The following is a 13,988-nucleotide window of genomic DNA, read 5'->3' as shown; positions in this document are numbered from 1 at the left end:
TGCATGAAGGCAGCCGTAACGGCGCATCCGCGCTATGTTGTCTCGGAAATCGATCCGCGGCTGTATGGATCCTTTATCGAGCATCTGGGGCGGGCAGTTTACACCGGCATCTATGAGCCGGACCACCCGACGGCGGATGCCAATGGCATGCGTCAAGACGTTATCGATCTGGTCAGGGAACTCAACGTTCCGATCGTCCGCTATCCCGGCGGCAATTTCGTTTCAGCCTACAATTGGGAAGACGGCGTCGGCCCCAAGGAAGAGCGCCCGGTGCGCCTCGACCTCGCCTGGCACACGTCGGAAAGCAACGAAGTCGGCCTGCATGAATTTGCCGACTGGTGCGCATCCGCCAACACCGAGATGATGCTTGCCGTCAATCTCGGTTCGCGTGGCCTCGACGAAGCCCGCAACTTTCTCGAATACACCAATCATCCAGGCGGAAGTGAGTGGAGCGACAAGCGTATCGCCAACGGCCGCAAGGAGCCCTTCGACGTCAAGCTGTGGTGCCTAGGCAACGAAATGGATGGCCCCTGGCAGATCGGCCACAAGACCGCCGACGAATATGGCCGCTTGGCCCATGAGACCGCCAAGGCGATGCGCGCCTTCTCCAAGTCGCTCGAACTGGTGGTCTGCGGCTCTTCTAATGCCAAGATGCCGACCTATCCCGAATGGGAAGCGACCGTGCTCGACCACACCTACAACGAGGTCGACTACATCTCGCTGCATATGTATTTCGACAACCAAGCCAATGACGCGCCGAACTATCTCGCAATGAGCGAGAAGCTCGACGACTACATCGTCTCGGTCGCCGGCGTCATCGACTATATCAAGGCCAAGAAGCGCTCAAGCAAGCAGGTCTACATCTCGTTCGACGAATGGAACGTCTGGTATCATTCCAAGGAGCAGGACAAGAAGATCCTTGGCGGCAATGACGGCTGGCCCTTTGCGCCGCCGCTGCTCGAGGACATCTACAATTTCGAGGACGTGCTGCAGGTCGGCTTGATCCTCAACACCTTCATCCGTCGTTCCGATGTGGTCAAGATCGCCTGCCTGGCGCAACTGGTGAACGTCATTGCACCGATCATGACCGTTCCCAACGGCCCGGCATGGCGCCAGACGATATTCTATCCCTATCTCTATGCTTCGATCTACGGCCGCGGCAATGCTTTGGATCTCAAGGTGGACAGCCCGACCTATAAATCCGCCGTCGCGGGCGACGTTTCCTATGTCGATGTGGCCGGCGTGCACGACACCAAAACCGGCCATGTCACCTTCTTCGCCGTCAACCGCCATTCGAGCGAGGCGATCGAAACCGTGATCGACATCACTGGTTTCGGCGCGGCTGATATCGTTGATCACCAGATGATGACGCACGCCGATCTCAAAGCCGTCAATTCAGCCGGGAATCCCGGCAATGTCGGCCCCAGGAAAGGAGTGGGCGCCTCGGTCGCTGACGGCAGATTGAGCCTGTCGTTGCCGGCCTATTCCTACCAGATGATACGCCTGAAGCTCTGACCTCGGGCGTGTTGTCGGAAAGTGCATGCGCTGAGGAGGAGCGTCGACGTGACGGCCGATATCGAAATCAGGAATGTGAACAAGCACTTCGGTGCCATGTCGGTGCTGGAGGATCTGTCGCTCTCCATCAAGGCACGCGAATTCATCGTGTTTCTCGGTCCATCCGGATGCGGGAAATCGACGCTTTTGCGCATGATCGCAGGCCTCGAAACTGTTGATAGCGGCGAGATCGCCATCAACAAGGAACGTATCGATCATCTGCCGCCGGGCAAGCGCGGCATTGCCATGGTGTTCCAGTCCTATGCGCTCTATCCGCATATGACGGTACGCGACAACATGGCCTTCGGGCTTGAGAATATCGGCATGTCGCGCGAGGTCATTGACGCGCGGATCAACGAAGCCGCCCGCATCCTCGAAATGCCGCATTTGCTCGAGCGCAAACCGGGCCAGCTCTCGGGCGGCCAGCGCCAACGTGTCGCCATCGGCCGTGCGATCGTGAAGGAGCCGAAGGCCTTCCTGTTCGACGAGCCGCTCTCCAATCTGGATGCGGCGCTGCGAACCCGCACCCGCCTCGAACTTGCCCAGCTTCACCAGCGCCTGCAATCGACGATGATCTTCGTCACTCACGATCAGGTCGAAGCCATGACGCTCGCCGACCGCATCGTCGTCATGAACAACCGTAAGATCGAGCAGATCGGCTCTCCCATGGAAATCTACGAGCGCCCCGCGACCAAATTCGTCGCCGGCTTCGTCGGTGCCCCGGCGATGAACTTTATCGATGCGACACTCGACAGATCGAGTGGCAACGCCACGGCCAGGTTTTCGGACGGTATATCGGTTCGGACCGCGATTTCTTCCGCCCTGTTGGCCGATGACAAGTACAGCTTCGGCATCCGTTCGGAAGATGTCCGCATCGTTCCTGCCGGACAGGGCAATGCCGATGGCGTGGTCGATGTGCTCGAGCGGCTTGGCGAGCGTACCTTGATCTACATTCGTCTCGGCGATGGCCAGCAGATCGTCGGCTCGGATGTCGGCAACAGCCGCGTCGCGGTCGGCCACAAGGTAGGGCTCGCCTTCGACGGCCAGAAGTCGCATCTGTTCAGCGCGGCCGGCCGCGCCTGGCATGCGGGGGAGGCTTGATATGGCCGACCCGCTGACGATATCACAGACCGCGATGCCGGCCGTGAGCGTTAGGGCTCCAAGCGTCGATATCTATGCGCCGCAATGGCGAAACTTCGTTTTCGTCGCGCCGTTCCTGTTCTTCTTCACGACGCTGCTCATCTTTCCGCTCCTCTGGGGGATGTGGCTGAGCTTCCACAAAGCCGACACGTTCTCGTCCGGAGATTTTGTCGGTCTCGGCAATTATGTCAGGCTGTTTCACGACAAGGTCTTCCTGCAATCGGTCTGGAACACCTTCTACTTCGTCATTCTGACAGTGCCGACGCTGGCGCTGATCGGCCTTTTTCTCGCGCTTTGCCTCAACCGCCGCACGCGCACCGCCGCTGTGCTGCGGACCTTGTTCTTTTCTTCCTCGGTGCTGTCGGTCACGATCGTCACACTGATCTGGCGCATCGTGTTCATTCCGAATGTCGGCCTGCTGTCGACGATCTACGGATGGTTCGGCGCAACCGCCCCGGCCTTCATTTCCGACCCCAGCCTCGCGATGATCGGTATCGCCATTGCCACCGTCTGGTGGTGCATTGGCTTGCCGATGATGCTGTTTCTCTCGGCCCTGCAGCAGATCCCGCAGGATGTTTACGAGGCGGCAGCCCTGGACAATGCCAATCGCTGGCAGACGCTGCGCTCGATCACGCTGCCGTCGATCAAACGCACTTTCATCCTGGTGATCATTATCCAGATCGTGCTGCAATTTCAGCTGTTCGGCCAGGCTTGGCTGATGACGCGCGGCGGCCCGAACAACCTCACCAAGCCGATCGTGCTCTACATCTATGACACCGCGTTCCGTCGTTGGGATCTGGGCATGGGTGCCGCGGCATCGGAGGTCCTGTTCATTCTGATCCTGATCGCGGCCATGGCCCAATACCTCGTCGCACGCAACAAGGCGGATCAGGCATGAGCGCCCCAGCCGTTTCCATCAAGGGACGCGCGTTTGGCGACCGCGTGTTGCTGGCCCTCGTCATCCTGCTTTCGATCGCCATGATCGCGCCGGTTCTGTGGGTCATCGGCCTGTCGCTCAAGGATAATGCCGAGTTGATGGCCGATCCGAATTCGGTTTTTCGCGTACCCTACACGCTCAGGAACTACATCAACACCATCGGCACGTCATCGGTATTTCTCTGGGTGCTCAACAGCATCATCGTCTCGGGCGGGCTGACACTCGGTACCCTGGTCCTGTCGTCGCTCGCCGGCTATGGGTTTGCACGTCTGAACTTCCCCGGCAAAAACATCCTGTTCGTGATCGTGCTCTTCGGTCTGGCGGTGCCGGAACAGGCCGTGCTCGTCGCCCGCCACCAGATCTTCAGCATACTGAAGTTCCACAACACCTATCACGGGCTCATTCTCCCCGGCCTGTCGGCTTCGTTCGGCGTCTTCCTGATGACCCAATATTTCAAGGCCATCCCGAAGGAGCTGGACGAAGCCGCCATGCTGGACAATGCCAGCCGGTTCCGGACCTTCTGGAAGGTGCTGCTGCCGCTCACCGTGCCCGCGCAGGCAACGCTCGGCATCTTCACCTTCCTCGGTGCCTGGAACGACTATTTGTGGCCGCTGATCTCGGCAACCAGGAAGGACATGTACACGCTAACCGTCGGCATGGCTTCGACACAGACGAATTTCGCCCAGTCCGAAGGCATCGGCTTCCTGATGGCGCAGGCGGTGTTCGCCGGCGCGCCGATCCTGATCGTCTACCTCTTTTTCCAGAAATACATCGTCACCGCCGTCTCTGGCGCCGCGGTCCGATAACGAAAATTGCAGGGTGCGCCGCAGCGATGGAAAGCATGACGCCAATCCAGTGTGGAGTGGCGGAACTCAGTAGGAGGAACTGACATGAGAATGAAGAAAATACTGTTTGCCGCGGTCTCCGCGGGGGTAATGATGCTCGCCAGCCCAGGCTTTGCAGCAACGGAGCTGACGGTACAGCGCTTTTTCGGTGCCTGCGATGCCGATTTCGGCACCAACACCGATGTCACCAAAGCTGTTGGTGAATGCGGCATCATCACCTCGCTGATCAACAAGTTCAACGCCGACAACCCCGACGTCCATGTCAGCGTCAGCACCGTGGAATGGCCGGGCTATGACCAGTTGACCGCGCAATTCGCTTCGGGCGATGCCCCGGACATCGTCACCATCCATGAATCCGCACTGTCGGACTACCAGTCGAAGGGGCTGTTGATGCCGCTCGACGATCTCTTGAAGTCCGTCGGCGTCACACCTGAAGCCTTCACGGATGCAGCGCGCAACGGCGCCACCAAAGACGGCAAGATCTACGGCCTGCCGATCGACAGCTGGACGATGCTCTATCACATCAACATGGATCTCTTCAAACAGGCCGGGCTCGTCAATGCCGACGGCACGCCGATGCTTCCGAAGTCGCCCGAGGAATTGCTCGCCCAGGCCGAACAGTTCAAGCAGAAGACCGGCAAGCCCTACTTCGTTCAGAACCTGGCTAATGAGACGGCACTCTACACGCGCAATCTCTACACCTATCTCTTTCAACAGGATTCCGACTTCTTTGCCGATCCGAAGCATGTGAAGCTGAATACACCGGAAGCCAAGAAGGTCATCGAGATGTACAAGGCGATCTTCGACAAGGGCTACACCACCAAGGATCTCGACTACGGCGGCGCGATCAACGCTTTTCTTGCCGGTGACGGTGGCGTTCAGCTCAACGGCACATGGGTCGTCGGCGACAACAATGCCCAGTCCCAAACCAAGGGCACGGCGCTCAACAAAGGCGGCTACGCTGTGTACCCATATCCGCAGCTTTTTGGCGGTGCCCATGCGCAATATGCCGATGGCCACACCTGGGCAGTCTCGCAGAAGGACCGCACGCCTGAACAGACCGCGGCCATCGGCAAGTTCCTGAAGTTCTTCGCCGACAACGACTTCGAATGGTCGCGCACCGGCCACCTGCCGGCATACAAGGCCATCATCACCTCGGACGCCTTCAAGGCGCTGCCGCATCGCAACACGATCGCCGCTGTCGCCGATCTCGGCAGGCCGCTGCCGTCAGCCGTGCAGCGTCAGTTTGCGATCCAGGACATTGTCGGCGAAGAGATGAGCGCCGCAATCACTGGCCAGAAAGACGTCGATGCCGCCCTTGCCGACATGGAAAGCCGCGTCAACGAGTTGCTCGCCAACATCTGACCACAGCTTTTCCCGAGAACGCTCCCAACGCCTCGCGACCGTAAACGGTCGCGGGGTTCTTTGCCAAATGGAAGCGGGTGCATCCGATCCAGACAGCCATACCGATGCAGTTTGACTCTCATTGCGGATGGTCCCCCTCGATGTAATTTGGATGTTTCTCGGATGGGGAAGGTGCCTGCTGTCGCGACGGTTTTCGCTCTGTTGCAGTTGCCATGCTCCGGCTTTGCGGATTAATCGATGGTGGTCGCCGGCCGATTTAACGTTCCGGGTGGGATTTTCTAGCGCCAAAAAAGCTAATTAAATCAGAACGCTATAAGCGTTGAGGCTCAAATTTGACATGTGCTTCAAAAGCGTTGTCGCATAGATTGACGTTAAGTTAACATCACGGTATGGTTCGTTAATCCGTTGGATGCCATCGCTTTTGTATCACCGTTGCTCGTCGATCGCCGCTATGTCTGTCACCCTTGCCCCAGCCTGCAGGATAAGCTTGCAGTGCGCATTGCCAGTCGCTGAAAGAGGCGGTGACCGTGCCCAGTTTGCTCGGAATCGATAACGGTCTCACGGTTACCAAGGCGGTGATCTTCGATACCGGTGGCACTCAGTTGTCCGTGGCGCGTCGGCGGGTGCCGCAATCGATGCCCCATGCGCGCTGGGTGGAGCGCGACATGGCCGGCCTCTGGCAGGCCACCGCCGACGCAATCAAGGAGGCGATCGCCCTCTGTGGCCGCCCGGCAGACGATATCAGGGCGGTGGCGGCGACCGCGCATGGCGACGGTCTCTACCTGCTCGACCAGGATCGTCGGCCGCTGGGGCCTGGAATCCTGTCGCTCGACAGCCGCGCCGGCGAGATTGTAGAACAATGGTCGGCGGACGGGGTCTTCGAAGATGCGTTGGCGCGCACCGGCCAGGCGCCGCACGTCTCGGCGCCATCGGCGCTGCTAGCCTGGATCAGGAAGAACGAGCCAGACCGCTACGGGCGCATCTGGCATATACTGGCCTGCAAGGACTGGCTGCGCTTTTGCCTGTCGGGCACGATCGGCACCGACCGTACCGAGGCCAGCACCTCATTCACGGATGTCCGCACGCAAGCCTTCGCGCCGGAAGCGATGCGCATCTTCGGACTGGACGGTCTTTTCGACGCGCTGCCGCCGATGGCGCATTCGGCTGACATAGTCGGCCACGTCACTGCTGAGGCCGCCGAAGTGACTGGCCTTCGCAAGGGGACACCCGTCGCGTGCGGCCTGCACGACGTGACCGCCTCCGCCCTCGGCATGGGCGGCCATGAGGAGGGCGTGCTCGCCATCGTCGCCGGGACCTATTCCATCAACGAAGTCGTCTCTTCGGAACCGCGCGTCGACCCGCGCTGGTTCTGCCGCAACGCCATCGACGCGGGCCGTTGGAACAATATGGCGATCTCGCCGGCCTCGACCGCAAATTATGACTGGTTTCTCGACACGTTTTGCCGTTCGGAGCAGGAAAAGGCATCGGTCGATGGCGGCTCGATCCATGAGTTGCTGGCAGCAGAGATCGACGTGGCGCTGAAGAAGCGGTCGACCATCCTGTTTCACCCCTATCTGTTCGGCTCCCCGTTTGGCGATGTCGCCAGTGGCAGCTTTGTCGGCCTTCACGGCTGGCACGATCGCGGCGATATGCTCAAGGCGGTTCTGGAGGGCATTGCTTTCAATCATCGCACCCATGTCGAAGCCTTGCGCGAGGGTTTTGCTGTCAGCGAAATCCGCCTGACCGGCGGCGGTTCACGCAATCCGGCCTTTGTCCAGATGTTTGCCGATGTGCTGAATGCCCCGGTCACCGTCACCTCGACCGATGAGGCCGCGGCCTTTGGCGCTGCCCTTTGCGCGGGTGCCGCGGTCGGCATATTCGCGACGCCGCAACAAGGTGCCAGGCAGGTCGGCATGACGGCGCGCCAATACCAGCCAGTGCCGGCCTCAAGTGCTGTGTTCAACCAGCGCTTTTCCCTCTATGGCCGCATAGCCGGTGCGCTCGAACCGCTTTGGCCGGAGATCGAGAAGCTGGCGCGGCAAGACACTGGGGGAGCAACATGATCAAGGCCGACGAGCGACGCGAAGAGATCGCCGACTATGTGATCAAGCTCGGCCAGGTGCGCATAGACGATCTGGTCGAGCATTTCGGCGTATCGCGCATGACCATCCACCGGCACATCGACCGGCTGGCGCAGCAGGGCGTGCTGCGCAAGCTGCACGGTGCGGTGACGGTTCAGCCTTCCGGCCTCTACGAAAGCGCCTTCCGCTACCGGGTGACGGTCAATCGCGCCGAAAAGGATGCGCTGGCGCGGGTAGCACTGGATTATGTCGAAGCCGGCCAGGTGGTGATGCTGGACGATTCCTCCACGGCAAATGCCGTCGCCACGCTGCTGCTCGACGTCAGGCCGCTGACCGTCATCACCAACTCGGTGGCGACGGCGTCGCTGCTGACCAATGTCGACGACATCGACTTCATCTGTCTCGGCGGCCAGTACCACGTCACCTACAATGCCTATATCGGCATCGTCTGCGAGAACGCCGTGGCGCAATTGCGCGCCAATGTGCTGATCTGTTCGGCTTCGGCCATCACCGGAACCACCGCCTTCATCCAGGACCCCAATGTCGTGCGGGTCAAGCAGGCGATGATGGTCGCATCGGTCAAGCGCATCCTTTTGGTCGATCACGCAAAGTTCGACAGGATCGCACTGCACGTCTTCGACGATCTGACCAGTTTCGACGTCGTGCTGGCGACCGAAGGCCTGGGCGATGCGCGGGCGCAAGCGCTCGAACGGGCCGGCGTCAAGCTGCGCATCGTCAAAACGAAAGCGCCATGAACCCAACGGAAGCAGCACGTACGGGAAACCCCGCAGGGCGTTTGGCTACCATGGCGGGGACAGGCGAGGTCGACGTCATCATTCTCGGCGCCGGCATCAACGGAGCGGGCCTGTTTCGCGATCTGTGCGCGCAGGGCGTCAGCTGCCTGATCGTCGACAAGGCGGACTTCGGCTCAGGCACAAGTGCCGCGCCATCGCGGCTCATTCATGGCGGTTTGAAATATCTCGAAACCGGCGAGTTTGGGCTGGTGGCGCAGTCGACGCTCGAACGCAATCTGCTTTTGAAGAACGCGCCGCACTATGTCAGTCCGCTGCCGACCGTCATCCCAATCTTTTCCTGGAGCAAGGGCATTCTGGCGGCGCTGCGAACGCTGTTCGGCTCGACCAGCGCACCGCGCAGCCGCGGTGCCATCCTGATCAAGGTCGGCCTGATGATCTATGATTTCTATGGCTCGCGAAACCAGGTCATGCCGCGCCACCGCATGGTCGGGCGGCGCCAGGCGCTCAGCGCGATGCCGGCGCTCAATCCTTCGATCGTCGCCACTGGCACCTACTACGACGCCAAGATAAGCCACCCCGAAAGGCTGGTGCTCGAGCTGATCCTCGATGGGCTGCAGGCGAACGCAGCCTCGGCCAGCGCGAATTACACAGCGCTGGTGGCCTCGTCCAATGGCATACTGACATTCCAGCCGGAAAACGGCGCCGCCTTTCTCGTGCGGCCGAAGCTGGTGGTCAATGCCGCCGGTCCATGGATCGACCGTGTCAACGATCTGCTTGGCGCGCCCTCGAAGATGATCGGCGGTACCAAGGGCTCTCATATCCTGCTGAGGCATGACGAACTGGTCAGAAACCTTGCCGGGCGCATGCTTTATTTCGAGGCCGACGACGGCCGTATCTGCCTCGTCTACGACTATCTCGGCCTGGCGCTGGTCGGCTCCACCGACATCAAGGCCGACAGTCCCGACGAAGTGCGCTGCGAGCCTGACGAAGTCGAGTATCTGCTCGACAGCGTGCGAACGCTGCTGCCGGGCATGGCGTTCGAGCGCGACCAGATCGTCTACGCCTATAGCGGCATCAGGCCGCTGCCTTCGTCGGAGGCATCGGTGCCCGGGCTGATCAGCCGCGATCACTCGTCACCGATCGCCGAGCCGGACCAGGACAGACCTTTCGCGGTCATTTCGCTGGTCGGCGGCAAATGGACGACGTTCCGTGGCTTTGCCGAGGAAGTCGCCGACACCGTGCTCGGTCGCCTGCAGCGCAAGCGCGAGGTTTCAACGCAAGCCATGCCGATTGGCGGCGGCAGGGATTTTCCAGCTGATGCGGCGGCACGCGCGGACTGGCTGGCCCGGGCACGGTCGGAAACGGGCATCGAGGAATGGCGTCTCGATGAATTGCTCTCGCGCTACGGAACCAGAGCCCTGGAGATTGCCGGGCACGAACTGGACGATGAGGGCGATCTGCCGGACTCCGAAGGCTACAGAAAGTCGGAAATCGACTACATCGTCCGCAGCGAGTTCGTCGAACATCTGGCCGATATCGTCATGCGTCGCAGCACACTGGCGATATCAGGTTCCCTGACAGGCCGGGACCTGCAGGAGATCGCGTCGATCGCCGGAAGGGCGCTGGGCTGGAGTGCTGGGCGCATCGCGCGGGAAGTCGAAGCCGCCGTTGTGGAGCTCAAGGGCCGCAACCTGATGCGGCTGGCCTGATCGCGTCATCGGGCAATGCCGATGGCATTTCTCAAGGCAATCCTATCGGTTTGCCCATGGCTACGTCGCACGGGCAACACAACGCAACACAGCCTGATTGGGATTTATGTGCCGCCGGGCATAAATGATTGAAAACAGACATTTAGTTTGAAGATCGGCAGCAAATACCGGTTGCTGTCTCGATGGTATTGAAGCGAGATAACATCGATTGACGTTAAAATAACACATCATTATGATCACCCAATATGCAGACCTCCTAATAGGGCCACACAGAATTCCCCGTAGGCCAAATCCGGCGAGGGATTGACAGCGATGCAGGGATGTGAAAATTTTTGCACACAAAGATAATAATATCATCCTGGGGAGGAGATGGCTTGAAATCCGGCGGAACCGCTAACCGCGACCATGAATCCAGCCTCGCCACCCGCGCGGCCTGGCTTCACTATGCCGGCGGTCTCACACAGGCCCAGGTGGCCAAACGGCTCGGCTTGACCAGCCTCAAGGCGCATCGGCTCATCACCCGGGCCACTCAGGATGGCCTGGTCAGAGTGATTATCGACGGCGACGTCGGCGAATGCATCGACCTCGAGCAGCAGCTGATCGATGCTTACGGGCTCGATTACTGCGAGGTCGTTCCTGATCTCGATCAGGACGATCTGCCTCTTAAGGCGCTTGGCATCGCCGGCGCGCAGTTTCTGAAGCGCGAGATCGATCGCGGCGAGGACATGCTGATCGGCGTCGGCCATGGTCGTACCCTCGCGGCAAGCGTCGAGTATCTGACGCGGACCGCTGCCGCCCATATCCGTTTCGTCTCGCTGCTCGGCGGCGTGACGCGCAAATTCGCGGCCAACCCGCACGATGTCATGCATCGCCTGGCCGAGCGGACCGGCGCGCAGGCCTATGTGATGCCGGTGCCTTTCGTCGCCAACACGGCCGAGGACCGTGAGGTGCTGCTTGGCCAGCGCGGCATCAGCGATGTCTTCGCTCTCGCAAGCCGATCCGACCTGATGTTCGTCGGCATAGGAACCGCCATGCGGGAAGCTTCGCTGGTCGCTACCGGCATGATCGAACATTCCGAAATCGATGAGGTCAAACGCGACGGCGGCGTTGGCGAGCTGCTCGCCCACTTCTTCGATGACAAGGGACGCCCGGTGGAAACGGCGCTGTCGGAGCGAATTCTGGCGCTTCCACGGGATCAGTTGAAAGGCCGCAGGATCGTCGCCGTCGCTGGCGGCAAGGTGAAAGTGCGCGCGATCAAAGCGGTGCTCGAAAGCCGTTATCTGAGCGGCCTGATCACCGATGAAAGCACTGCCCGCGCTCTGGTCGAAAAGAACCAGTCCAATGGTGCAAAGCGCCATGTGAACGGAGGATCGTCAAATGCGTGACAACGGCAGATCTACCTTGCAGGTGGTTGCGTCATGAGTGCGAAGGCTGCCACCGCATCGACCCGGCAGGCCTCGCCCGGCTTGCGTCGGATACTGGCTGGCGTTGCGGTCGTTGTCCTGCTTGGCGCCATGGCGCTCGACACCAAGGTGGTCAGGATCGGCTCCGCCGGTGACGTCCGCAGCGCCGTCTTCTCCGCCGCGGATTACGGCAAGTCGGAATTTCCCAAGGTGCAGGCCGATGTCGAGACCCGTGCCGCCGACGCCGTGACAGTGGCGACGGCGATCGCCAAGGACAGGGCGACGGCCGAGAAGGAATACGGCGTGCCTGCAGGTGTGGGGCCAGTCATTTCGGTCAAGTTCACTGGCGTTGTCGGCGAAGGAAAATCGGGCATCTACAAGGTCGCAGTCGACGGTTTGCCCGACACGTTGATGATTCGCGTGCAGACGGGACCGGCGATCAACGGCACCGAACTGCGCGACGCCACCGGCAAGATCACATTCGGCCAATTCACCAACCAGATCGAATACCAGGACGCCGGCTCGGCGCTGAACAACGAGATGAAGAAGGAAGTCCTGGCAAAGGTCGACACGAGCAGCTTGGCCGGCAAGACCGTTTCGGTTGTCGGCGCGTTCAAGCTGGTCAATCCGAAAAGCTGGCTGGTCACTCCCGTGAGGCTGGACGTCAAATGAAACCGGCTGCGAATGGCGACGCCGTGCTTTCGGCGCGCAACATCGTCATGTCGTATGGCGGCGTCCATGCCCTCAGGGGCGTCAATTTCGACATCCATCGCGGCAAGGTCACGACGCTGTTCGGAGAAAATGGCGCCGGCAAGTCGACGCTGATGAAGATCCTGTCCGGCGTCGTCACGCCGACGTCGGGCGACATCGTGCTCGACGGCAATCTCGTCAGTTTTTCGTCGTCCTCGGACGCGCGCGATCGCGGCATCTCGATCATCCACCAGGAACTCAGCCTGGCGCCGAACCTCAGCGTACGCGACAACATCTTCATGGGCCGCGAACTGCGCACCAGGACCGGCCTCGACTTCGCCGAAGAGTCGCGCCAGGCGCGCGCGCTGATGGCCGATCTCGAGGAGGACATCGATCCGATGACCCTGGTCGAGGATCTGCGCCTCGGGCAGCAGCAGATCGTCGAGATCGCGCGGGCGCTGTCGGTCGATTCCCGTATCCTGATCATGGACGAACCGACCTCGGCGCTCAGCGCCGCAGAGGTGGAGGTGCTGTTCAAAGTGATCCGCGATTTGACCAGCCGCGGCGTCTCCATCGTCTACATATCGCATCATCTCGAAGAGGCGCTGCAGATCACCGACTACGCCGTCGTCCTGCGCGACGGCGCGATCACGGCGACGGCAGAGGCCAAGGATATCGACCTCGAATGGATCGTGCGAAACATGGTCGGCGAGAACTTCGATCTCGGTTCGCCGCCGACCGGTCATGCGTTCGGCGAGGTCGCCCTGTCGATCGAGGATGTCAGCGTCGTCGACACTTCGGGCTCCGGTTATTCCGTCGTCGATCATCTGTCGCTGGACGTCAGAGCGGGCGAGATCGTCTGCATCTATGGGCTGATGGGCGCCGGGCGCACGGAATTGCTGGAAGCGGTCGCCGGACGGGTGCCGATGGCGGGCGGCCGCGCGCTTCTGGAAGGCGAGGACGTCTCGGGACTGAGTATTGCCCAGCGCATCGCCAAGGGACTGGTGTTGGTCCCCGAGGACCGTCAGCGCGACGGGCTGGTGCAGACCATGACCGTCGGCCGCAATCTCTCGCTTGCCAGCATCGAAGCGTTCGCAAAGGGGCTGTTTCTGTCCCGCACCAGGGAGCGTGGGCTGGTCGAGGATTCGATCCGCAAGGTGACCATCAAGACCGCCGGTGGCAACGCCATGATCGGATCGCTGTCGGGCGGCAATCAGCAGAAGGTGGTCATCGGCAAGATGCTGACGACCAACCCCAAGGTTATCCTTCTCGACGAGCCGAGCCGGGGCATCGATGTCGGCGCCAAGGCCGAGGTCTTCCGCTTGCTCAGCGAACGCGCCGCGCAGGGCCTTGCGGTCGTCTTCTCGACCTCTGAGGTCAACGAGTGCCTCAGCATCGCGCACCGCATCGTCGTCATGCGCCGGGGCAGGATTTCAGCGCAGTTCGGCGCCAACGCCACCAAAGAGCAGATCATGGCCGCCTCCGGCGAAGCCGTGGTCGCCTGATCAC

At 60.9% G+C, this 13,988-nt stretch carries 11 protein-coding genes; all 11 read left to right on the top strand.

Annotated features, from left to right (window positions below):
• Window positions 1-3: 3 nt before the first annotated feature.
• Window positions 4-1,515 carry an arabinosylfuranosidase ArfA gene (gene arfA / locus NKI20_RS12420; protein WP_352830861.1) on the top strand — a complete coding sequence of 504 codons (1,512 nt, stop codon included), beginning with the start codon at window positions 4-6 and terminating at the stop codon, window positions 1,513-1,515.
• 48 nt (window positions 1,516-1,563) lie between these two features.
• A complete protein-coding gene (locus NKI20_RS12415) occupies window positions 1,564-2,655 on the top strand; it encodes an ABC transporter ATP-binding protein (protein ID WP_352830859.1) in 1,092 nt (363 codons plus the stop codon).
• 34 nt (window positions 2,656-2,689) lie between these two features.
• Window positions 2,690-3,592 (top strand): carbohydrate ABC transporter permease, encoded by a 903-nt coding sequence (locus NKI20_RS12410; protein WP_352830970.1) that lies wholly within the window; start codon window positions 2,690-2,692, stop codon window positions 3,590-3,592.
• Window positions 3,589-4,437, top strand: coding sequence for a carbohydrate ABC transporter permease (locus NKI20_RS12405; protein WP_352726223.1), 849 nt, complete (start codon window positions 3,589-3,591; stop codon window positions 4,435-4,437). Before NKI20_RS12410 ends, NKI20_RS12405 begins: the two co-directional genes overlap by 4 nt.
• A gap of 90 nt (window positions 4,438-4,527) precedes the next feature.
• On the top strand, window positions 4,528-5,841 hold the full coding sequence (locus NKI20_RS12400) for an ABC transporter substrate-binding protein (protein ID WP_352830968.1): 1,314 nt from the start codon (window positions 4,528-4,530) through the stop codon (window positions 5,839-5,841).
• Window positions 5,842-6,368: 527 nt separating this feature from the next.
• On the top strand, window positions 6,369-7,904 hold the full coding sequence (locus NKI20_RS12395; protein WP_352830857.1) for an FGGY-family carbohydrate kinase: 1,536 nt from the start codon (window positions 6,369-6,371) through the stop codon (window positions 7,902-7,904).
• A complete protein-coding gene (locus tag NKI20_RS12390; protein WP_352830855.1) occupies window positions 7,901-8,677 on the top strand; it encodes a DeoR/GlpR family DNA-binding transcription regulator in 777 nt (258 codons plus the stop codon). Before NKI20_RS12395 ends, NKI20_RS12390 begins: the two co-directional genes overlap by 4 nt.
• A gap of 50 nt (window positions 8,678-8,727) precedes the next feature.
• Window positions 8,728-10,386, top strand: a complete 1,659-nt coding sequence (locus NKI20_RS12385) for a glycerol-3-phosphate dehydrogenase/oxidase (RefSeq protein WP_352830854.1) — start codon at window positions 8,728-8,730, stop codon at window positions 10,384-10,386.
• A gap of 374 nt (window positions 10,387-10,760) precedes the next feature.
• On the top strand, window positions 10,761-11,771 hold the full coding sequence (locus NKI20_RS12380) for a sugar-binding transcriptional regulator (protein WP_023756742.1): 1,011 nt from the start codon (window positions 10,761-10,763) through the stop codon (window positions 11,769-11,771).
• Window positions 11,772-11,900: 129 nt separating this feature from the next.
• Entirely contained in the window at window positions 11,901-12,461 is a 561-nt protein-coding gene (locus NKI20_RS12375) for a DUF2291 family protein (protein WP_502898088.1), read from the top strand.
• Window positions 12,458-13,984, top strand: a complete 1,527-nt coding sequence (locus NKI20_RS12370; protein WP_352830850.1) for a sugar ABC transporter ATP-binding protein — start codon at window positions 12,458-12,460, stop codon at window positions 13,982-13,984. The genes NKI20_RS12375 and NKI20_RS12370 overlap by 4 nt, the downstream gene beginning before the upstream one ends.
• The last annotated feature ends 4 nt before the right edge of the window (window positions 13,985-13,988 follow it).

It is taken from the genome of Mesorhizobium sp. M0830, assembly GCF_040319965.1.
Classification (GTDB): Bacteria; Pseudomonadota; Alphaproteobacteria; order Rhizobiales; family Rhizobiaceae; genus Mesorhizobium.
Note: the sequence above shows the minus strand (reverse complement) of the source record. Positions and strands in the feature narration are given on the sequence as shown.